The sequence below is a fragment of the Caballeronia sp. INML3B genome (assembly GCF_023631305.1).
In the GTDB taxonomy this organism is placed as follows: Bacteria; Pseudomonadota; Gammaproteobacteria; order Burkholderiales; family Burkholderiaceae; genus Caballeronia; species Caballeronia turbans.
This window is the reverse complement of record NZ_JALQDI010000041.1, coordinates 1-21,349: the sequence shown is the minus strand read 5'-3', so window position 1 is coordinate 21,349 and position 21,349 is coordinate 1. Positions and strand designations below refer to the sequence as shown.

At 64.1% G+C, this 21,349-nt stretch carries 20 protein-coding genes; 11 read left to right on the top strand and 9 right to left on the bottom strand.

Features of this window, described 5'->3' with window-relative positions:
• The first annotated feature begins 121 nt into the window (after nucleotides 1–121).
• The 3 genes from NCS58_RS19520 (at nucleotide 122) to NCS58_RS19510 (ending at nucleotide 4,345) form a co-directional block, all read left to right on the top strand.
• Nucleotides 122–2,413: a mechanosensitive ion channel family protein gene (locus tag NCS58_RS19520; protein ID WP_409241432.1), complete on the top strand. Its 2,292-nt coding sequence runs from the start codon at nucleotides 122–124 to the stop codon at nucleotides 2,411–2,413.
• A gap of 191 nt (nucleotides 2,414–2,604) precedes the next feature.
• Complete coding sequence (locus tag NCS58_RS19515) at nucleotides 2,605–3,051, top strand: hypothetical protein (RefSeq protein WP_250490476.1); 447 nt, start codon at nucleotides 2,605–2,607, stop codon at nucleotides 3,049–3,051.
• 115 nt (nucleotides 3,052–3,166) lie between these two features.
• Nucleotides 3,167–4,345 (top strand): porin, encoded by a 1,179-nt coding sequence (locus NCS58_RS19510; protein ID WP_061118013.1) that lies wholly within the window; start codon nucleotides 3,167–3,169, stop codon nucleotides 4,343–4,345.
• A gap of 21 nt (nucleotides 4,346–4,366) precedes the next feature.
• Here the strand turns inward: NCS58_RS19510 and NCS58_RS19505 are convergent, their stop codons facing one another.
• The gene (locus NCS58_RS19505; protein ID WP_061118014.1) at nucleotides 4,367–5,062 is read right to left on the bottom strand and encodes a hypothetical protein; all 696 of its coding nucleotides are present in this window, start codon (nucleotides 5,060–5,062) and stop codon (nucleotides 4,367–4,369) included.
• 168 nt (nucleotides 5,063–5,230) lie between these two features.
• Between NCS58_RS19505 and NCS58_RS19500 the strand changes: the two genes are divergently transcribed.
• Complete coding sequence (locus NCS58_RS19500) at nucleotides 5,231–6,808, top strand: MFS transporter (RefSeq protein WP_061118015.1); 1,578 nt, start codon at nucleotides 5,231–5,233, stop codon at nucleotides 6,806–6,808.
• A gap of 63 nt (nucleotides 6,809–6,871) precedes the next feature.
• Here NCS58_RS19500 and NCS58_RS19495 read toward each other — a convergent pair whose 3' ends face one another.
• On the bottom strand, nucleotides 6,872–7,795 hold the full coding sequence (locus tag NCS58_RS19495; RefSeq protein WP_250477463.1) for a sterol desaturase family protein: 924 nt from the start codon (nucleotides 7,793–7,795) through the stop codon (nucleotides 6,872–6,874).
• 372 nt (nucleotides 7,796–8,167) lie between these two features.
• Here NCS58_RS19495 and NCS58_RS19490 point away from each other — a divergent pair, with 372 nt between their 5' ends.
• A complete protein-coding gene (locus NCS58_RS19490; protein ID WP_061118016.1) occupies nucleotides 8,168–9,391 on the top strand; it encodes a PepSY domain-containing protein in 1,224 nt (407 codons plus the stop codon).
• Nucleotides 9,392–9,455: 64 nt separating this feature from the next.
• Here NCS58_RS19490 and NCS58_RS19485 read toward each other — a convergent pair whose 3' ends face one another.
• The 3 genes from NCS58_RS19485 to NCS58_RS19475 form a co-directional block, all read right to left on the bottom strand.
• Complete coding sequence (locus NCS58_RS19485) at nucleotides 9,456–10,754, bottom strand: SUMF1/EgtB/PvdO family nonheme iron enzyme (RefSeq protein WP_061118138.1); 1,299 nt, start codon at nucleotides 10,752–10,754, stop codon at nucleotides 9,456–9,458.
• Nucleotides 10,755–10,919: 165 nt separating this feature from the next.
• Nucleotides 10,920–11,639: a helix-turn-helix domain-containing protein gene (locus NCS58_RS19480; RefSeq protein WP_086960996.1), complete on the bottom strand. Its 720-nt coding sequence runs from the start codon at nucleotides 11,637–11,639 to the stop codon at nucleotides 10,920–10,922.
• Nucleotides 11,640–11,745: 106 nt separating this feature from the next.
• Nucleotides 11,746–12,219 carry a universal stress protein gene (locus tag NCS58_RS19475; RefSeq protein ID WP_061118139.1) on the bottom strand — a complete coding sequence of 158 codons (474 nt, stop codon included), beginning with the start codon at nucleotides 12,217–12,219 and terminating at the stop codon, nucleotides 11,746–11,748.
• A gap of 274 nt (nucleotides 12,220–12,493) precedes the next feature.
• Here NCS58_RS19475 and NCS58_RS19470 point away from each other — a divergent pair, with 274 nt between their 5' ends.
• The 3 genes from NCS58_RS19470 to NCS58_RS19460 all read left to right on the top strand — a co-directional run bounded on the left by NCS58_RS19470 (nucleotide 12,494) and on the right by NCS58_RS19460 (nucleotide 16,826).
• Nucleotides 12,494–14,023 (top strand): MFS transporter, encoded by a 1,530-nt coding sequence (locus NCS58_RS19470; protein WP_061118018.1) that lies wholly within the window; start codon nucleotides 12,494–12,496, stop codon nucleotides 14,021–14,023.
• A gap of 233 nt (nucleotides 14,024–14,256) precedes the next feature.
• Complete coding sequence (locus NCS58_RS19465; protein ID WP_250477462.1) at nucleotides 14,257–15,831, top strand: aldehyde dehydrogenase (NADP(+)); 1,575 nt, start codon at nucleotides 14,257–14,259, stop codon at nucleotides 15,829–15,831.
• Nucleotides 15,832–15,887: 56 nt separating this feature from the next.
• The gene (locus tag NCS58_RS19460; RefSeq protein ID WP_061118020.1) at nucleotides 15,888–16,826 is read left to right on the top strand and encodes an SMP-30/gluconolactonase/LRE family protein; all 939 of its coding nucleotides are present in this window, start codon (nucleotides 15,888–15,890) and stop codon (nucleotides 16,824–16,826) included.
• Here the strand turns inward: NCS58_RS19460 and NCS58_RS19455 are convergent.
• The 3 genes from NCS58_RS19455 to NCS58_RS19445 form a co-directional block, all read right to left on the bottom strand.
• Nucleotides 16,823–17,248 (bottom strand): GNAT family N-acetyltransferase, encoded by a 426-nt coding sequence (locus NCS58_RS19455; RefSeq protein ID WP_061118021.1) that lies wholly within the window; start codon nucleotides 17,246–17,248, stop codon nucleotides 16,823–16,825. The genes NCS58_RS19460 and NCS58_RS19455 overlap by 4 nt on opposite strands.
• Nucleotides 17,249–17,331: 83 nt before the next feature.
• Nucleotides 17,332–17,931, bottom strand: a complete 600-nt coding sequence (locus tag NCS58_RS19450; protein WP_061118022.1) for a short chain dehydrogenase — start codon at nucleotides 17,929–17,931, stop codon at nucleotides 17,332–17,334.
• 125 nt (nucleotides 17,932–18,056) lie between these two features.
• The gene (locus tag NCS58_RS19445; RefSeq protein ID WP_061118023.1) at nucleotides 18,057–18,512 is read right to left on the bottom strand and encodes a hypothetical protein; all 456 of its coding nucleotides are present in this window, start codon (nucleotides 18,510–18,512) and stop codon (nucleotides 18,057–18,059) included.
• A gap of 176 nt (nucleotides 18,513–18,688) precedes the next feature.
• Between NCS58_RS19445 and NCS58_RS19440 the strand changes: the two genes are divergently transcribed.
• Entirely contained in the window at nucleotides 18,689–18,847 is a 159-nt protein-coding gene (locus NCS58_RS19440) for a hypothetical protein (protein ID WP_250477461.1), read from the top strand.
• A gap of 86 nt (nucleotides 18,848–18,933) precedes the next feature.
• On the opposite strand, the gene NCS58_RS19435 is transcribed toward NCS58_RS19440, so the two are convergent.
• Entirely contained in the window at nucleotides 18,934–19,554 is a 621-nt protein-coding gene (locus tag NCS58_RS19435; protein ID WP_061118024.1) for a DUF3005 domain-containing protein, read from the bottom strand.
• Nucleotides 19,555–19,835: 281 nt separating this feature from the next.
• Between NCS58_RS19435 and NCS58_RS19430 the strand changes: the two genes are divergently transcribed.
• Both NCS58_RS19430 and epsC read left to right on the top strand, forming a co-directional pair.
• Complete coding sequence (locus NCS58_RS19430) at nucleotides 19,836–20,069, top strand: hypothetical protein (protein WP_061118025.1); 234 nt, start codon at nucleotides 19,836–19,838, stop codon at nucleotides 20,067–20,069.
• A 126-nt stretch (nucleotides 20,070–20,195) separates the two neighbouring features.
• Nucleotides 20,196–21,197, top strand: a complete 1,002-nt coding sequence (gene epsC, locus NCS58_RS19425) for a serine O-acetyltransferase EpsC (protein WP_250538858.1) — start codon at nucleotides 20,196–20,198, stop codon at nucleotides 21,195–21,197.
• The last annotated feature ends 152 nt before the right edge of the window (nucleotides 21,198–21,349 follow it).

Below are 21,349 nucleotides of genomic sequence, written 5' to 3'. Positions count from 1 at the left end.
CAGTGTTTCGAGTTCGCTTGCGATCTCGCGGAACGGGGATGACATCCTGGAGGGAATCTCCATGAGCGCATTCGCGCGGCGCGTAAGAGCGGGGCATGTCCTGACTGGCGCTCGAGCATGGATGATCGCGCTCGGAGTCTGCATCGGATGCGCGGCGTGCCCCTCGCCCGCAATGGCCGCGCCGCTGCCTGCCGCGATGCAAAAGTTCATCTCGCCACAGCCGGCCTCCGAAGCGCCGGCTGCCTCTGCGCCTTCACCCGCGAGTCAGGCCGAAATGGTGCGTTCGCTGAACAGCCTCATCGGCACGCTCGACAACGATGCGCAACGCAGCGCATTCGTCGCGCAACTGAAGATGCTGCGTGACGCGACGCAGAAGGCCGCGCCGGCCACGCCCGCACCCGCCAATACCGATCTGCTCGGCGCGATCGCATCGGGCATTGCATCGGTCGAAACGAATCTGAGTGGAGGCCTCACGCCCTTGCGTGCCTGGACGGTCCGTTCGAGCGCCGCTGCAAGCGAGTTGCGGGCCGTCGTCACGGGTGCGCGAGGCGAGAGCTTCGGCAAGATCCTTGCGGCAATGGGCGCGACGCTCGCGGGCTGGGGGCTGTGCGCGTTCGTGCTGATTCGCATTCAGCGGCGCATCTTCGCGCGCTTCGGCAGGAACGTCACGCTTGCGCCGAATCCTACGTCGACGCAACTGCTCGCTTTCGCGTTGCGACAGACCGGGCCGTGGTTCGTCGCATTCCTCGCGGTGCTGATCTTCGGGCACTCGATGCCCGATGCGCTCGGCCGCACGCTCGGGCTCGTCATTGCTTATGCGATCGTCGCGGGCGCCATCTTCTCGGCAATCTGCATGATCGTATTCTCGGTGTTCAGCACGGCGCATCGTCGCGTCGCCGTGCAGCAACTGCTTGCGCGCACAACCTGGCCGCTCTTCGTGATCGGCGCATGCGGCGCGCTCGGCGATGCGACCGCCAACGCCGATGTCATGCGCCAGCTCGGCCCGAATCTCGCGGGCATCGTGTCGACCTTCGCCAGTCTCGCCGCGGCGTTGCTCTCCGGCTATTTCGCGCTCGCTTACAGGCGGCCCGTCACGCATCTGATTCGCAATCGCCCGTATGCACGCAGACGCGATCATCAGTTCGCAACCGAAGCGCTCGATATCCTCGCGTCGCTGTGGCATATCCCGATACTGCTGATCGCGGTCGCGTCGGTCGTCGCGATCATCGACGGACGCGGTGCCGAAGGCGACGTGCTGCGGCCGTCGCTGCTCAGCGCGGCGCTGCTCGTGCTCACGCTGTTCGCCTCCGCGCTGCTGCTGCATCTGACGCGCCGGCGCGACACGCGTGCGCGCCGCCGCGCGCCGCATCTGACGCGGCTCCTGCACTTTGGGTGCACGCTGGTCGTGCTCCTGATCTGGCTCGCCTACCTGCGTTTCGAACTGGAACTCTGGAGCGGACCGATCGCGCGGCTCATCAAGCACAGCGCGATGACACCCGGTTTCAGACACGCGCTGATCGCGGTCGTTGCGACAGTGTTCGGCGCGTGGTTCATCTGGATCATCATCGACACGGTGATTCTCGAAGCGCTCGGCCCGAATAGCTCGCGCAACAAGGCGCTCAGTCCCGGCGTGCGCGCACGCACCATGCTGCCGCTCGTGCGCAACGCGATCTTCGTGACGGTCGCGAGCCTCGCGGCCATCGTCGCGGCCGCGAGTCTCGGCATCAATCTGACGCCGCTGCTCGCCGGCGCGGGCGTGATCGGTCTCGCGGTCGGCTTCGGCGCGAAGTCGCTCGTCACCGATCTGATCACGGGGCTCTTCATCATCGTCGAGGAGACGATCTCGGTCGGCGACTGGATCGATATCGACGGCGGCCATGCCGGCACCGTGATGGACCTCACGATCCGCACGGTTCGCCTGCGCGACGGGCAAGGCGCGGTTCACACCATTCCGTTCTCGCAGATCAAGATCGTGAAGAACCTGTCGCGCGATTTCGCCAATGCGGTATTCGAGGTCCGCGTACCGTTCTCCGCGAAACTGGACGACATCACGCGCATGATCGCCGAAGTTGGCGCCGATCTGAGCAGCGACTTTCGCTTTCGCAACGAGATACTGGCGCCGGTCGACGTGTGGGGCCTCGATCGTTTCGAGGCGAACTGCATCGTGGTGAAAGGGCAGATCAAGACGCGGCCGCTACAGCAATGGAGCGTGGCGCGTGCGTTCAATGCAAGGCTCAAGCTCAAGATGGATGAAGCAGGCATCGAAATGCTGTTGCCGCAGATGCAGCTTCATGCGTCGCCGGACGCACGCGACGCGCGCACACGCCCCGACGAGCGCGCTCAGGCGCAAGCCCGACATGCAACCGACGGCGCCGTGCAGCCGGAACTCCGTGTGCTCCGGGAATCGCCCTGAATCGGAACGGCCATAGCCATTGCGCGATTTCCGGCTTGTCGGTGCCGTGCGTATGCGCGCAATCGAGGTGACTCATTCCCGAGACACTATTTCTTCAATGACAGTATTGCCATCCAGTACGCCGTCAAATGAATTAAAATGATTTAACAACGCTGGGCTTTCTTACCACCGTAGCGTCTTGCAGGCATTCGATGACACGCCATATCAGTAGATATTGGGTCGCCGGCATCGTGGCTTTTCTAGTCGGCAACTTTGCATCAGCCAGTGAACAAACTCGATTGAACCCTATTCAGCGAGTCGCTGCGGATGTGCTGTTCTTTCCCTATCCGGCCGTCGTCTCGACCGCAGGCGCTCATACTGCCGCCAAGCCTCATCATTCGCGATATGGTTTCAAAGGCACTCAGGACGCGCTGGACGCCGTAACGTTGTCGAAGTACGACAAAAGCGTCCATCCTGATCTGAGTCAACTCGCCCGCGTTTCGCCGCTGCCCTCTTCGCCGACTTCGGTTCCTGTTCCGGTGCGTCCGCGCGACGACACCACGCCTGACGACGACTGGCATTTTTCCGCCAACCCGCAATTGGGTGTGAATCACGAGCACGAAAAGGCCATGACTTTTTCCGTGCGCCGCGATTTCTGAGCGTTCGCATACTTCACTTTCCCGCGCGAAATTTTGAGGTTGCCGGTTGCCGATTCAGTCGCATAAAGTGGGGGAAGCACTGCGTGTTTTCTCGTGATCGATGGAGCCCAGGCAAATGAACAAGTTGCTTATATCCGGCGCGACGACGATGTTCACGCTCGCCGGCGCGGCCCATGCGCAAAGCAGCGTCACGCTCTACGGTCTCATAGACGCGGGCATTACTTATTCGAACAGTCAGATCAACACGACCGGCAGCGGGCACAGCAACTGGGAATTGAAAAGCGGCCCGGTCCAGTACAGCCGATGGGGTTTGCGCGGCGCGGAAGATCTGGGCGCGGGATTGAAAGCCATCTTCAATCTGGAAAGCGGCTTCAACCTTAACAATGGCCAGTACACGTCGAGCAACCGCATCTTCAATCGTCAGGCCTATGTCGGTTTGTCGAGCCGCGATTACGGCGTGCTCACGTTCGGCCGCCAGACCGACGACATGGTGGACTTTGTCGCGCCGCTTTCATTGACGGGCACCGAGTATGGCGGCACGCACTTCGCGCATCCGTTCGATATCGATAATCTCAACGATTCATTTCAGATCAACAACGCCGTGAAGTATCAGAGCCCGGATTTTGCGGGATTCAAACTCGGGGCGTTATATGGATTCTCCAATCAGTCTGGCGGTTTTTCGAACAATCGCGCATACAGCCTCGGCATTTCGTATTTGTGGGGACCGCTCAATTTCGGCGCGGGTTTCCTGCAGCTCAACAGCGACGCCGCGACACCGGGACAACTCAACGCAAACGGCGCCGTCACCGATACGACCGGCTCCTCGCTGATCGGCGCGCTCACGACGACCGCCGTACCGCTGGGCGCGCTGTCGAGCCGCCAGCAGACGTGGGGCGCGGGCGTGAACTATGCGTTCGGCCCGGCGGTGGCGGGCTTCGTCTACACGCAAACCAATCTGACGCAGTTGTTCCAGACCGGTTTGAGCACGCACGTTCAAAACTTCGAAGGCAATTTGCGCTATGCGCTGACCCCGGCGGTCGAACTGTCCGCCGCCTACACGTATTCGCGCGCGGGCGGCCTCGCGGGCGCGGGCAATCCGCACTGGAACCAGGTCAGCGCGATGGCGGGCTATAGCTTCTCGCGACGCACCGATGTCTATGTGCAAGGTGTCTGGCAAGGCGTGAGCGCGAGCAGCAACTCGCCGTTGGGCGTCGCGTGGATCAACGGTCTCACGGCGCCGTCATCCACGAGCAACCAGGTCGAAGCGACGGTCGGCCTGCGCCATCGCTTCTGAGCGCCGGCGCTTTACCGTCGATCAGGCAGCAGGCCGAATGCCTTTGTCAGTCGCGTATGAAGGCGGCATCGACGCGCTTTCGACTGGCGCATCTTGCCGATGCCGATATTTGCGGCCCCATTCTGTCACGGCCAAAGCGCGTTCGTCGGTGCAGAAGTTTTCGAACTCTCGCCACGCCTCATCGTAGTCACCTTCGCGTGCGAGATCGAATTGCTTTCCGCCGGTCGCGCACGAAGCGAGCTTCATGAACCGCTTCAATATCGGCCGGCATGCGTGGCTGATGTAAGGGTCGGCTTCCTCTCTCGGCCACTCGTTCGCCGCAATGAGCATCTGACGCCACGCGAGAACGGTTTCGTGGCAGGCGTTGCATTGCGCGTCGCCCTGAATGAGCGCGCTCGCTTCGAGAACGGCGGTCGCGTGCTCTTCGAATTTCGACAGCTTGATCCAGGCGGCGCGGGCAAGGGAATCCGGTCTGCCGTCGTCGCCGTCGATGAGCGCGCCATCCATGGCCGATGGCGGCTCCAGCTTCATGACAATGCCTTCTTCGCGGAGCATCACGCGCACGCTGAAATCGGCGACGAGCATCGCGAGGCGGCATCGCCAGCGCATGCTCATGTCATGGAGCCACGTTTCATCGGACGTTCGAATCGCGGCGGCGATTTCCTCGCGCGCATCGGCGAGCCATCGGCTTTGCGCGAGTCGGTCTGCTGGTCTCATTGCGTCGTCTCGATGCGAACCGGAAGCGTCCGGCTTAACTCGCGCACCCGAAGTGCGCGTGACCCGGGGCGCCGGGCCGGCATTCGATCGCCTGCCACGTCCCGGGCGTGGACATGCGGACGCAATTGGCCTCTACTTAAGCCTTTCGTCGACGACAAGGAAGCGACATTGCCCAGCCGATATTTCGACAACGAGCAACGCGCACATGCCGTCGCTGCTCAGGCCAGTCCTTGCGATGAGCTCGTCATTCGCGCGCAGCCCGTCGCCGTCGCCGCACCGTGCCGGCGCAAGCGCCTCGCTCTGTCGGCGACGATCCTCGGTTCGAGCATGGCGTTCATCGACGGCTCGGTCGTCAACGTCGCGCTGCCGTCGATCCAGAACGAGCTCGGCGCGAGCATCGCGGCGATGCAATGGGTCGTCAACGCGTATCTGCTGTTTCTGGGTGCGCTCGTGCTGGTCGGCGGCTCGATGGGCGACAAGCTCGGCCGGCGCAAAGTGTTCATCGCGGGCATCGCGCTCTTCACGGTCGCGTCGGCGGCGTGCGGCTTCGCGCCGAATACGAGCTGGCTCATCGCGGCGCGTGCGTGGCAGGGCGTCGGCGCGGCGCTGCTCGTGCCGGGCAGCCTCGCGATCATCGGCGCGGTGTTCGAGGGCGAAGCACGCGCACGCGCGATCGGCACATGGGCGGGCGTCGGCGCGATCACATCGTCGGTCGGGCCGGCGGCAGGCGGCTGGCTCGTCGATGCATTTTCCTGGCGCGCGATCTTCTTCCTCAATCTGCCGCTCGCGGCCGCGACGATCGCGCTGGCAGTCGCCTCCGTGCCCGACAGTCACAACGCCGACGCGCCGCAGACGCTCGACTGGCCGGGCGCCGCGAGCGCGGCAGCGGGACTCGCCGCGCTGACCTACGGTCTCACCGAGGCGCCGTCGCGCGGTTTCGCCGATCCGCTCGTGCTCGGCACGATCGGCGCGGGCGTGGTGCTGCTCGGTGCGTTCGTCGCGATCGAAGCGAAATCCCGCGATCCGATGATCCCGCTCGACATCTTCCGCTCGCGCGATTTCAGCGGCGCCAATCTCGTCACGTTGCTGCTGTATTTCGGACTCGGCGGCGTGCTGTTCTTTCTGCCGTTCACGTTGATCCGCGCGTATGGCTTCAGCGCGACCGAAGCGGGCGCGGCGGTGCTGCCGATGCCGCTCATCATCGGCTTGCTGTCGCGCTTCACGGGAGGGTTGACGAGCCGCTTCGGCGCGCGGGCGTTGCTGATCGCCGGGCCGTGCGTCGCGGGTCTCGGCTTCGGGATGCTCGCGCTGCCGTTCGTCGCGGGCAGCTATTGGGCGGGGTTCCTGCCCGCGCTCGTCGTGCTCGGGCTCGGCATGACGATCACCGTCGCGCCGCTGACGACGACCGTGATGGCGTCGGTGGGCAGCGAACGCGCGGGCATCGCGTCCGGCATCAACAACGCTGTTGCGCGCGTGGCGAGCCTGCTCGCGGTCGCGGTGCTCGGCATCGCGTTCGTGTGGTCGCACGATGCGGCCTTGTCGGCGCGGCTCGATCGCCTGCACTTGCCGCACCAGCGCATGCGCGTGCTCGATGCGGATGAACAGTCCGCCGCGCCTTCGACGCCGCTCGCCCGCGCGCAGGCCGATGCCATCGCCGATGCCCTGCGCGCGGTCGCCGCGCTGTCCGCCGTGTGCGCCTTTGCGGCTGCGGGCGTCGCCGCGGCAACCATCCGTCGCAAGAAATAAAAAAATCCCGATGCCGGCCAGACCGGTCATCGGGATTGGAAAGTACGGCTTTCGATGCGCTTCTTATTGGCCGGCGTGTGCCGGTTGTCGTTCGATCGCCTTCGCGCGCTTTTGCAATTCTTCGGTCGTGTGGCCTTCGCCGTTCGGCAGCCAGCCCGGCGGACGCAGCAGGAAGCCGGCGGCATCCGACACGCTCTTCGCGTTGACCATGTCCTTCGCAAGACTGACCCAGTGCTCCATCTCGACGACGATCGGGTTATGCGAGGTCACCGGCGTCGTCAGACCGTACACACACGGCTCTTCGGCGCGTTCTTCCACGTAGGTGCCGAACAGCCGATCGAAGATGATCAGCACGCCGCCGAAGTTCGCATCGAGATACGTCGCGTTCGATGCGTGGTGCACACGGTGCGACGACGGCGTGTTGAACACATATTCGAGCCAGCCGAGCTTCGGAATCCACGTCGCGTGCAGCCAGAATTGATAGAGCAGGTTGATCGATACGACTGCGAGCACCACATCGGGCTTCACGCCGAACCACACGAGCGGGGTGAAGAAGATGGCCGAGCCCGCGATCTTGGTCAGCCAGCCGAGACGGTACGCGGACGACAGCGTCAACTGGTTCGGCGAGTGATGGACCGCGTGATTTGCCCAGAAGAAGCGGATCGTGTGCGACGCGCGGTGATACCAGTAGTAGCAGAACTCCTGTCCGATGAAGAGCAGAAAGAGCGTCAGCGCCGTATTCGTCGTGACAGTGTGAACGCGATGCTCCCACGCGAAGTTGAACACCGGCGTCGCGAGCGAGATCGGCACGAACGTGAGCAGTTTGCGGCCGATGAGATCGACGAGCGAGATCCACGTCTCGTGCCAGTCGAATGCCTTGTCGGTGCCCTTGTTTTTGAAATGCAGCACGACAGCTTCGATCATCGACGCGGTGAGAACGATGCCCATCGCGTACAGCGAGATTTTTCCAAGCAGTTCCAGTTCCATGATGGTTCGCCTTGGTGGGTGGTTGCGAATGAGCCCATTGTGGCGATCGGCCTGGTTAAAAACCACGCACAAACTATTTCATGGAATGTCACGAGCCGGCCGCAAAGCCTTATGGCGTAAGGGGCGGGCGATTCGCGGGAGTTGTTTCAAGGCATGTCGGCTCGAGACGGGGCTTCCGGACAAGACGCGAGGGCCGCTATAGGAAGTCGGGCCCCGCGCCGCTCGATTCACTCAATCGTGATGTAGGTAAGCAGCTTACGGCAAGCTTGTGCGTGCGGTCAGACGTCGATAGAATGCGAACAATTCCTATTTACGTGGCATCCAGAAAATGATCGCTGTTGCAAAAAACTGTCGCACCCAGGCATCGGCGGCATGAGGCCGGTTTTGGTTCGCCTGCATCGCTGGCTCGGTGTCGCGACGGCGCTCTTTCTGTTCGTTTCGGGTCTCACCGGCGCGATCATCGCGTGGGACCATGAAATCGATGCGCTCCTCAATCCGTCTTTCTTCCACGCGCGCACCGATGGTCCCGCGCTGCCGCCGCTCGAACTCGCGCGACGCGTCGAGGCTGCCGATCCGCGCATCGAAGTGACGTATATGCCGCTCGGCTTCGAGCCGGGACACACCGCGCAGATGATGGTGATGCCGCGCACGAACCCGGCGACGAACGCGCCCTACGAGGTGGCGTACAACCAGATCGCCGTCGATCCGGCGACCGCTCAGGTGCAGGCGCGGCGCATGTGGGGCGCCGTGTCGCTCGCGCGCATCGACCTGATGCCGTTCCTCTACAAGCTGCATTACACGCTGCATCTGCCCGTTGTCGGCGGCTTCGACATCGGCACGTGGCTGATCGGCATCGTCGGCATCCTGTGGTTCTTCGACAGCGGTATCGCGCTGTTCCTGTCGTTCCCGAGCGTGAAGGCATGGCGCAAGTCTTTCGCATTCCGCGTGAAGCGCGGCGGCTATGCGCTCACGTTCGACCTGCATCGCTCCGGCGGCGTGTGGATCTGGGGCCTGCTGCTCGTGATGGCGCTCACGTCGATTTCGATGAATCTCTCCGAGCCTGTGATGCGCCCGGTCGTTTCGATGTTTTCGAAGCTCTCGCCTTCGTTTCTCGATAACGCGGAGCTCGTGCGCGCCGGTCCGCCGGGCAGGCCGCTCGCCACGCGCGAGCAGATTCTGGAGATGGCCGCGCGCGACGCGAAGCACCAGAACCTGACCGAGCCGATGGGCGCGCTCTACTACGCGCCGATGTTCAAGGCCTACGGCGTCGGCTTCTTCGCGCCCGGCCACGATCACGGCGACGTCGGACTCGGCAACGCATGGCTTTATTACAACGCGCAGACGGGCACGCTCGCGGGCTCGTCGATTCCCGGCCGCGGCTCGGCCGGCGACATCTTCATGCAGGCGCAGTTTCCGTTGCACTCGGGGCGGATCGTCGGTCTCGGCGGGCGCATTCTCGTGAGCGCGCTGGGCGTCGCGGTCGCGGTGCTCAGCGCGACGGGCCTCATCATCTGGTTCAGGAAGCGTTCCGCGCGCCGTCATTCGGCGGCCGTTGCGAGCGCGCGCGCGGCTCGCGGAGGATCGTTATCGTCGTGACGAGATCGCGAACGTCGACCTCGCCGGGGCCGCATGTCGTATCGGCCGGCGCTTCGGCAAAAAATCACGACGAGGAAACGAGCCGAAACCCCGCATAGACATACTGATAATGCGCCTGGAACCAGTTGCGGAAACTCGGCCGCAACATGCACGCGGCGGTGCGCGGCGAGCCGCCTTTCATCACGAAGTGCTTGCCGTCGAAGAAATTTGCCGAGTAGCCGAGATAGAACGGAAACGGCTCGAAGCCTTGCAGCGGCCCGAACTCGGTCGACGTCCATTCCCAACCATTGCCGAATTGTCCTTCGACGCCGAACTCGCTTCGATTCTCCGGATGCGCCTGCACCGGCGACGGATCCCATCGGCGGAAATCGAAATTGCCCTCGGTCACGTGAGGCGTGCCGAGCGCGGCGCGCTGCCACTGCGCCTCCGTCGGCAGCGCCTTGCCTGACCAGCGTGCATAGGCCTTTGCCTCGGCATGGCTCACGTACACGGGCCAGTCGGGCGGCAGCGCGATTTCATCGAACATCGTGCGCAGCTTCCACGTGTCTTGCGCATCGGCGCCGGGAATCCAGAAGGCCGGATGCGCGATGCGCTGCTCTTCCTTCCACGCCCAGTCGGCGGCGTCCCAGTAATCTCGATTCCAGTAGCCGCCCGCATCGATGAACCGCAGGTACTCGCCGTTGGTCACCATGAAGCGGTCGATTTCGAACGCGGGCACGTCGATGCGCTCCTCGCCGAACTCGTTGTCCCAGCCGAACCGGCCGCTTTCGCGCGTCAGGCCGAGTGTCACGCTGCCGGCCGGCACGCGCACGGTTCCATGCGTCGGCACGCGATCGGAGGCGCGCTCCGAACGGGCATCGGATGGTGCAATTTTTCTATCGACCGGCAATTGATGCAGCATGTACGCAAGCGTTTCGGCATGCATCAGCCGATGCTCGATCGCCACTTCCAGCAATTGCGCGGGCGATTCGCCAGCGCGCACGGGCGCGGCGGCGACTTTGATCGGATCGAAATGCGCGTCGATCTCGGCGCGGACCGCGTCCCTGTATGCGCGCACTTCGTCGAGCGAGGGCCAGTCGGCCGGCTGATCGGTAGGCAACCCCCCGTCCACCGGATCGATGCCGAAGGCGAAGAGCTCGTCGTAGGCGGGATTCGGGCTCGGCAGGTCGAAGAGGCGCTGATCGAGAAGATTGCGGTCGAAGGCTTCGAGATGCCCGATATAGAAGACGATGCGATGGCGCTCGGCGATCGGCCTGTCGTAGAGATGCTCGGGTTTGACGACGTCGAAGAGTTCGTCGGTCACGCGCCGCGCTTCGGCGAGGCGCTCGAGCAGCGGATGACGCAGGGAAGGTTCGCGGTTCATGTCGCCCAATCTCCGTGGCTGGCCTGTTGGCTTCGCATTCGATCAAAGGGCGCCGAAGCGCCCGTTTGGCCGAACAAAAGAGACTAAACCTTAGCGAACCGCGTGCCAACCGAAATATGGAGGGCGATTATTTCCGCACGCGCAATAATCGCGGGCGCTGTTCCTTCAGACGGCGTGCAAGGCGTCGAAGTCGCGGATACGGATGAACTTGCCCTGCGTTTCGATGAAACCCGCCTTGTCGAAGCGCGACAGCGTGCGGCTGACCGTTTCGAGCGTCATGCCGAGGTAGCTGCCCATGTCGTCGCGCGTCATGCGCAGCGTGAACTCCGAGGACGCGTACCCGCGCTTCGATAGGCGCGACGACAAATCGAGCAGCAGCCGCGCGACACGCTCGTCCGCCCGCAACATGCCGAGCCTCACGACATGGTTCGCCTCGCGGTTCACGGCGTGGCTCATCATGCGATGCAGGCGCCTTTGCAGCGCGTCGGTTTCGCGGCACATGCGCTCGAAGAGCGAATAGGGCACGACGCAGACGGAGCTGTCTTCCAGTGCGATCGCGGCGCACGTATGCTCGCCTTCCTCGATGCCTTCGAAGCCGAGCGCGTCGCCGGCGAGCAACAGTCCCGTCACCTGCTCGCGGCCGCCGTCGTGCGTGATGACCGTCTTGATCGACCCGGAGCGCACGGCGAACAGGGAATCGAAGCGGTCGCCGGCGCGAAAGAGGGCGTCGCCGCGCTTGACCTTGCGCGTCACGGAGATGATGTTCTCCAGCTTGGCGATGTCGTTGGCGCACAGGCCTTCGGGCATGCAGAGATGCCGCATCGCACACGTCGAGCAATGTGCCGAGTTGCGACGCGCGCGGGAGTTGTCAGACAAGGCGGTCATTTGGGCTTCGTTTTGTTGATGAATGACAAAACGATTGTCCCATAGCCCCTCGGCCCGGCCGCGTGAAAAATTGACGCGGCCAGGGCATCCGTCAAGCTTTTTTACCTTATCGGGTTGATTTTTCCACGGCCTCGCCGGCTGCCGATGGAATCAACAGCACCGGCAGTGTGGCCTGACGAAGACACCGCTCGGCGACACTGCCGAGAATCAGGCGCTGGAAGCCTTTGCGCCCATGCGTGCCCATGATCAGCAAATCGGCGTTGAAGGCGTTGGCGGCGTCGATGATGAGCGTCGCGACGTCGTCGCTCGCGGTTGCCTCGACGGTCACGACTTCGCCCGTCACGCCGCGCGCCTTCATCTGCGCGGCGGCTTCGCGCGCGAGCGAGGCGCCTTGCTCCATCAGGCTCGCATGCAGCGACGAAGGATCGTAGCCGGGCAGGTCGAAGTACATCGGTCCGGACTCGACGACGTAATACGGCTGCACGATCGCCTGATGCGTGACGGCGAGATCCAACGCGGCGGTGAAGGCGCGCCCGGAAGTCCGGCTGCCGTCGATGGCGACGAAAATGCGTTTGAACATGTCGGTTTTCCCCATGAAACGATCGATTGGCGCGCGGCATGCGCTGTCATTCATGCGTTTGCATGATAGAGCCCGGGCCTTGCATCGCCGCGCCGCTCTTTGGCGATAAGTCGATCCGGCGCAAGGCAGGCCGTACAATTCGTGGTTCTTCGACATCAGCGTCCGCTTAAAAATTGGCGGCGCGACCTCTTTTTAGCACTTCTCCACCCAGCCCGCCCGACCGACCGTGACTCAAACGCCGCCTGCTTTACCGTTCAGAACAGCGCTCTACGCGATGCTTGGCATCGGTCTCGTCAACATGCTCGTCGCCCTCGACCAGACGGTGGTCAGCACCGCGCTGCCCTCGATCGTCGCGGAGTTGCACGGCTTCGAGTTCTACGCGTGGATCGCGAGCGCCTATCTGCTGGCGTCGGTCGTCACGGTTCCGGTATTCGGGCGGCTCGGCGATTATTTCGGGCGCAAGCCCTTCGTGCTCGCGGCGGTGATCACGTTCACGGTCGCGTCGGTGCTGTGCGGGCTCGCGCCCAGCATGTTGTTCCTCGTGCTCGCGCGCGGGCTGCAAGGCATCGGCGGGGGAATGATGGTTGGCACCGCGTTCGCGGCGATTCCTGATATGTTCCCCGATCCGCGCACCCGCGTGCGCTGGCAGGTCGTGCTCGCGGCGGCGTACGGCATCGGCACGGCGGCGGGGCCGTCGCTCGGCGGGTGGATGAGCCAGCACTGGGGCTGGCGTTCGACCTTCCTCGTGAATCTGCCGGTCGGCGCGGCCGCCCTCTACTTCATATGGGCGCATCTGCCCAACCTGCACCGGCCGCGCGAAGGCGCCGTGAAGATCGACTGGACGGGCGCTGCGCTCGTCGCGCTGGTCCTCGGCGGCTTTCAGGCGCTGATCGAGGCGTTGCCGAAGGATGGCCTGACGACCGCCAATCTCGCGCTCGGCGCGGGCGTGGCGGTGTGCGCCGTGGCACTCCTGATATGCGAGCGGCGTGCGACGCATCCGATCATCCCGCTCGACATCTTCCGCGACGCGCAGCTCAACACGCTTTTCACGCTGTCGTTCCTGGCGGGCTTCGTGATGTTCTCGCTGATCTTCTTTGCGCCGCTCCTGCTGCAGGGCGGCTTCGGCCTTTCGCCGCAGGCCGCGGGGCTGCTCGCGACGCCGATCGCCGCGTGCATCGCGCTCGGCAGCTTCATCAATACGCGCATCGTCATTCATATGCGCAAGCCGGTGAATATCCTTTCAATCGGCTTCACGCTGCTCCTGTTCGCGTCGGTCGCGCTGGCGTTCGCACGCGAGACGACGCCGCATCTGTGGATCGAGCTGCCGATGGCCGCGACCGGCATCGGCCTCGGCTTCGTCCTGAACAACATGAACATCTTCGGGCAGGAAATCGCGGGCCGCGAGCGCTTCGGCATCACGACGGCGCTCTTGCAATCGACGCGCATGGTCGGCGGCATGATGGGCACGAGCATCGTCGGGACGATCGTCGCGCATCACTATGCGAGCGTCGTGCAGCGCACGGTCAGCGTGCTCGGCGCGTCGGCGTCCACGCAATGGCTGCCGCGCCTCTCCGACCCGCGCATTCTCGTCGACGAAGCGCTGCGCGAGCGCATCCTCGCCGAACTGAACGCGGCCGGGCTCGACGCGCCCGCGCTCCTCGACGCCGCCCGCGACGCGCTCGTGCAGTCGATCCACATCGGCGTGATGCTGACGGCGGTCGCGGCGCTCGCGGCCGCGCTGCTGGTGCGGCGCATCGCGCACATTACCTTCAGGAAGCACGCGACGCCCGTCCCGAAGTCGTGACGCGGGTTCTTTGACAAGCGGTTTGTCGCGCCTATAGTTTTTGCGTCGCCGGACGGACAGCTTCGAGCCTGAAGCTGCCTTGTCCGCGACCGCGCACCGCGTTTGCTTCACTTCCCTCGACGGCGGTTCGCACGTCCTGCGCGGAACGCTTGCGCGGGCCGCGGGTCACTCGCTTGTGCGGGCGGCCGCGCGACGCGCTTGCCGCCCATCGCCAACAGAGATGAGGAGCTGACATGAAGATCACCGGAGACATGCTGATCGGCGCATCGGCCGTGCGGGGCACCGATGCCACGCTCCGCGCGTTCGACCCCGCGCGCAATGCCGATCTCGAACCCGCGTTCGGCGGCGGCGGCGCGGCGGAAGTCGCGCGCGCGTGCGAGCTCGCCGAAGCGGCGTTCGACGACTATCGCCACGCACCGTTGGAAACCCGCGCGCAGTTTCTCGAAGCGATCGCCGACAACATCACCGCGCTCGGCGACACGCTGATCGAGCGCGCGATGGCCGAATCCGCACTGCCGAAGGCGCGGCTCGAAGGCGAGCGCGCCCGCACGGTCGGGCAATTGCGCCTGTTCGCGTCGCTCGTGCGCGAGGGCCGATGGCTCTGCGCCACCCTCGATTCCGCGCAGCCGGACAGAAAGCCGCTGCCGCGTTCGGACCTGCGTTTGCAAAAGATTCCCGTCGGGCCGGTCGCGGTGTTCGGCGCGAGCAACTTTCCGCTGGCGTTTTCGGTGGCGGGCGGCGATACGGCGTCGGCGTTCGCGGCGGGGTGTCCCGTCGTCGTGAAATCGCATCCGGCCCATCTGGGCACATCGGAACTCGTCGGTCGCGCGGTGCAGAAGGCGGTCGCGGACAGCGGTTTGCCAGAGGGGACGTTTTCGCTCGTCGTCGGCGCGGGCAATGCAATCGGCGAGGCGCTCGTCGCGCATCCGGCGATCCAGGCGGTCGGCTTCACCGGTTCGCGGCGCGGCGGGCTGGCGCTCGTCGATATCGCGGCGAAGCGCCCTGTGCCGATACCCGTTTTCGCCGAGATGAGCAGTGTCAATCCGGTATTCGCGCTGCCGGGCGCGCTGGCGGCGCGCGGCGATACGCTGGCGGCGGGCTATATCGATTCGGTCACGCTCGGCGTCGGCCAGTTTTGCACGAATCCGGGCCTCGTGATCGGGCTCGCGGATCCGGATCTCGATGACTTCATCGACAACGCCGCGGCGGCGATCGAAAAGAAGAGCACGCAGACGATGCTCACGGCGGGCATCGCCGCGGCCTACGAGGACGGCGTCAAGCAACGCGATGCGTCCGCGAAGCGCATTGCGACGGGTGAAAAGAGCGAGGCGTCGAGCGGCGCGCTGCCGGCGCTGTATCGCGTGAGCGCGGAGGAGTTTCTGGCGAAGCCGCAACTGGCGGAGGAGATTTTCGGGCCGACCTCGGTGATCGTCGTATGCCGCGACGAGGACGAGATGATTCTCGTCGCGCGCGGTCTCGAGGGTCAACTGACGGCCACGCTCCTGATGGAGCAAGACGATGTAGAGCTCGCGCGGCGGCTCTTGCCGGTGCTCGAGCGCAAGGCCGGGCGGATTCTCGCGAACGGCTTTCCGACGGGCGTCGAAGTGTCCTACGCAATGGTGCACGGCGGCCCCTATCCGGCGACCTCCGACAGCCGCTCGACCTCGGTCGGCGCGATGGCGATCGAACGCTTTCTGCGGCCGGTGTGTTATCAGGATTTGCCGGCGGCGCTGTTGCCCGAGGCGCTGGCAGATGACAATCCACTGTCGCTCTGGCGCTTGCGCGATGGCCAGCTCGGACCGAATTGATCCGCGCAGCGAATAGAATGCGTTTGCAAAAAATCCATAAAAGGAGATGAACCCACATGACAAGCGACTCGCGCCGCTACCCCGACCCCTCAGTGCGCGTGCTGGACCCGCGCTTCAATGCGCTGCGCATCGCATCGGCGTCGGTGGAATGTCTTTATCAGGGCGCGCGCTGGTCGGAAGGGCCGGTCTGGTTCGGCGACGGCCGCTATCTGCTCTGGAGCGACATCCCGAACAACCGCATCCTGCGATGGGACGAGGAAAGCGGTCAGGTCGGCGTGTTTCGCAAGCCGTCGAACAACGCGAACGGCAACACGCGCGACCGCGAAGGCCGGCTCGTGACCTGCGAGCATCTGGCGCGGCGCGTGACGCGTACCGAATACGACGGCTCCATCACCGTGATCGCCGACAGCTACGACGGCAAGCCGTTGAATTCGCCGAACGATGTCGTCGTGAAGTCGGATGGCTCGATCTGGTTCACCGATCCGACCTTCGGCATCGACGGCTTTTATGAAGGCGAGAAGCACGAAGCGCAGTTGAAGCCGTGCGTGTATCGCGTCGATGGCCGAAGCGGCGAAATCACGATGATGATCGACGCTTTCGTCGGTCCGAACGGACTCGCGTTCTCGCCGGACGAATCGGTGCTGTACGTCGTCGAATCGCGCGCGACGCCGCGCAAGATCTACGCGTTCGACGTGCTCGACGGCGGCCGAAAACTCGGCGAGCCGCGTGCGCTGATCGATGCGGGAGCGGGCACCCCCGATGGCTTTCGCCTCGACATTCACGGCAATCTGTGGTGCGGCTGGGGCATGGGCGACGCCGAGCTGGACGGCGTGCGCGTGTTCACCCCGCAAGGCGAGGCGATCGGCCATATCGATTTACCGGAGCGCTGCGCGAACGTGTGCTTCGGCGGGCGGCATCGCAATCGCCTGTTCATGGCGGCGAGCCATGGGCTCTATTCGCTTTACGTCAACACACAGGGCGTGAGGGGCGGCTAAGCCTTCGCGATCTTTTCCATGATGCGTTCGGGATGCCTGCTCGCGGCGAATCCGTGCCGCGCGTAGAGCCCGTGCGCGTCGGATGTGACGAGCATCATGCGGCGCAGTCCCTGCAGGTCGGGATGCGCCATCACGCACTGCATCATCCACTTTCCGAGGCCCGCGCCCTGATGCTCGGGCAGCACGAAGACGTCGGCGAGATAGGCGAAGGTCGCGGTGTCGGTGATCATGCGCGCGTAGCCGATCTGCGCGCCGCCGCGAAAAAGCCCGAACGCGAGCGAATGACGCGCGGCGCGCTCGACCTTCTCACGCGCGATGCCCGGCGACCAATACGCCACTTCGCTCAGGTAACGGTGCACGACATCGAAGTCGAACTCGTCGATGTCCGTGCTCAGTCGATATTCGTCCCGGGTCCACTGCATCGCGCCGCTCCAAGGCCTTCGTGATCCGCCGAGCATAAGCGATCGACGCGCCGCGCTCCATGCACACTTCGCGTCTGTCAGTGTCAGTGCACGTTGTAGATACGCCCGGTCTCCGCGCCCTCGACGCTGCGGCTGTACGCCAGCGCCACGCGCGCGCCGCTCGCCGCCTCGAAGCCGCGGAAATACGGACCGAAGCTTTCGCGCGCTTCTTCGAGCATCGTCGGGCTCACGGCGTTGATACGCAGGCCGCGCGGCAGCTCGATCGCCGCGCCGCGGACGAAGCCTTCGATCGCGCCGTTCACGGCCGCCGCGCTCGCGCCTTCACGGATCGGCGCCGCGCCGACGATGCCGCTCGTAAGCGTAAACGAGCCGCCGTCGTTCAGATAGTCGCGCGCGGTGAGCACGAGATTGACCTGACCCATCAGCTTGTCGTCGAGGCCGAGCCGGAACTGCTCGGGCGTCATCTTCATCAGCGGGCCGAAATGCACGTGACCGGCGGTCGCGACGATCGCATCCACGTGGCCGATTTCATCGAAGAGCCGCTTGATGCTGACGAGATCGAGCAGATCGACGCGATGCGCACCGCGCGTGGCGCCGATTTCGAAGACTTCGTGACGGGCTTTGAGTTCGGCGGCGACCGCCCGGCCGACCGTGCCGGTTGCACCGATGACAGCGATTTTCATGACTGGACTCGCAACGGTTGATGAACTTTGCATTGTGCGAGCGAGCGGACGCGCGAAAAAGGCGCGCCCGCTTCAAGGATTGCAAACGGGGCGTTTCGAATTGCCAGCGAAACGCTGCGGTATTGCTATCGGGGCGCGAGGCGCGGTGGCATCGGCGAAAGGAGATACAGCGATGCCGCGAACTTGCAGACGAGTCCCGCGCCGGACACGAACGCGGCCGCCGGGAACACATGCCATTGCAACGCGAGCGTGGGCGCAACGAGCGCGACCGAAACGAAACCGATCGCGATGGCAAGCCAGCGCGCCCATTGCAGCCGCGACGCGACGCACACGTAAAGCAGGCCGACCAGCACGCGCGACGCAATCGATGCCGCGAGCGGATGACTCGACGCATCGCCGGGAAGGCCAATCGCGAGCGTCAGCGCAAACTCCGCCCAGGAGAGCGCGTAGGCCGCACCGAGACATGCGATTGCGGATGTGAAGCGCTGTTCGGGCGTGACGATGTGGCGGGTCGTGGTCGGAAGCGGCGCGCCTTCATCGGATTCTGACGGACAGGCGTCGTACGCGTGAATGGTCGTCATTTTGTCTTTCCCCTTTTATCGATTCGAGACCTTGGTCGGTCGTCTTGTCGCCCGCAATCGCTTGTGCCGCAATGCGGCGCTTCGCTGGCGGTGCCTATGCGCATACGCCGTGCCAGGTCGGGGAACGCGTATTGCTGCGCATCATGTGAACGGGGCGCACAACCACAGGAGCGACAATGAGCAACGTGAAGGAACAGCATCCTCATTCGGAACGTGACGAAGACGATGTCGACAAGGCTGTCGAAGATACCTTTCCCGCAAGCGATCCGCCCGCGACGGGCGGCGTGACGCGCATCGAACCCGATCAGGACAAGGACGAAAAGAAGGAAGGCTGAAAGCAAGACTGAAAGCACTTTGAACAAAAAAGAGCCGCATATTCCATGCGGCTCTTTGCTTGATGTATGCGCGGCCCTCATACACCTCAGCCGCGCTTGAGTTCGAATAGCCGCGAGGGGCGCAAGTGATTGAGCGCATAGTGCTTGCGGCCGCGCAGTGTATGGCCGTGCGCGTCGCGTGCTTCGAAGCGGACCTTGTCTTCGACCTCGGGCACAGTCGGCGCAACCATGCCGCGATCGATCAGGTGATAGCCGCGCTCGAGCGCGAGCAGCACGCCGTTGCGCCCCGGACGGCTGTCGAAACCGCCGAGTCCGTCGCCGGGTTCGGGCACGAAGTTCACCGTCGTCGCATTCGAATTGATTACTGTGTCTGGCTCGCGTGCGAGCATTTCCCCTTCGCGCCTTGCATGAATGCTCTTCGCGTCGGCATCGACGGTGTCGTCGAGCCCGTCATCGTTGGCGACATCGACGCCGCGCGGGGGCTTTTCATAGAAACCCTGCGGACCCACATGCATGCCTTCCTTCGTCCTTTCCGTTTTCACGGCCGCGCCCGCGCCCGCGTGGGCCTCTCCGCCCGACGCGGCCTTCGTCGCGTCGCTCATCTTGACGTGCGCGGTTTCGGCAGCGGGCGTTTTGATCGGGCTCTCGGCGACCTGATCCTTTTGCTTCTCCTGCGTCTGCGTCTGGTTCGATTCAGCGTTGTTCATCGCGTTGCTCCGTTGGACATGAACTGACAAGCCCCGATGCAAGACTCGTTCCGGATATTTGGCGACGGAACCGCGAGCCTTGCCGGAGGGCGCCTTAACGGACACCCAAAATTTCGGGTTTTTTTTTCGTCCCCAAGCCTATTTCCTGCAAGTATTATTTGGAACCTGTCGGCGGCAAAGTGCAACTGTGGAGACGCGAGCAACAAGGAGGGCGCGTTTCGTTGCCGTCGAAGAAGAGCAATGCGATTCGAACGAGCAGGGCACTTTCACACAGGTGACTCATGCAACACGATGCAGCCTTTTCACATCGAGGCTACCTTCTAAACTGCGCGCCCGCCCGGGCCGGAGATGGCAGCTACCAGCCGTATGTGGTGATCTCGCGATCGAGCGATGGCGAGCTCGTCGCGAACCGCTTCTTTCCGTCCGACTTGCGATTTTGCAACGAGGGCGATGCCATCGCGCACGCGCGCGACTGGGCCGTGCGCTGGATCGACGCAAGCAACGTAACCGTCTGAGCGATGTCCCGATGAAACCGCGTGCACGCAAACGCACGGGCCGCCGGGCGGCAGGCTTCTGCAAAACCGGTTACTCTTGAAGTTTCCCCCGTCGTGCGCGAGTGCGACGGCCGCTTCTCTTGCTTCATGGCCGACATGCAGAACACGCCCACGCCCGGCATCGTACCGCCCCTCGAAACATCCCGAGACAATACACGTGACACGGCTCAGGAGTGGGGTCTCGCTCACATCGTCGCGGATCTGCGCCAGTCGCGCGAAGAACTGCATCGCACACGGCATCCGCTCGGCATACGCGAGTTGCCGTCGCGCGAGGCGATCGTGAAGATCGTCAACGGCTTGCGCTCGGCGCTCTTTCCCACGCATTACGGCGCGCCGGATCTGACCGACGAAAGCGTCGATTACTACGTCGGCCAGACGCTCGAAAGCACCTTGCGCCTGCTGCACGAACAGATTCGCCGCGCGCTGCGCTTCCTGCCCGAGCATCGCGATACCGACGATGCCACGCTCTCCGCGCAAGCCTTTGCGATCGCGCGTGAATTCGGCTCGCAGTTGCCGCAGATCCGCGCGTTACTGGTCAGCGATATTCAGGCCGCCTTCACGGGCGATCCGGCCGCGCAGCACGTCACCGAGATTCTGCTGTGCTATCCGGGCGTGTGGGCGATGACGCATCATCGCCTCGCGCACGCGTTGCACAAGCTCGGCGTGCCGCTGCTGGCACGCTTCATCAACGAGATCGCGCATTCGCTGACGGGCATCGACATTCATCCGGGCGCCACTATCGGGCCGAGTTTCTTCATCGATCACGGCACGGGCGTGGTGATCGGCGAGACAGCGGTGATCGGGCAACATGTGCGCGTCTATCAGGCCGTGACGCTCGGCGCGAAGAGCTTTCCATCGATGAGCGATGGCTCGCTCGTCAAGGGCAACGCGCGGCATCCGATCGTCGAGGACGATGTCGTCATCTACGCGGGCGCGACGATTCTCGGGCGCGTGACCATCGGCAAAGGCTCGGTGATCGGCGGCAACGTGTGGCTCACGCACAGCGTGCCGCCGGGGAGCAACGTGTCGCAGGGCAAGATCCGCGAGGGCAGCGGGCCAGATGCGCCCGGCAATGGCTTCGGCGCATAAATGACAAAAGGGCCGCGAGGCCCTAATGCCGTTCAGTTAGCGCTGAACGGCATTTTTGTTTATGGGGTGAGAAGTGGTTGTAAACGGAGCGCCGGGCTGTTAACTTTCCGGTGCGATGCTTGCCGACCACCTCACTTATCTGATCGAAGCAC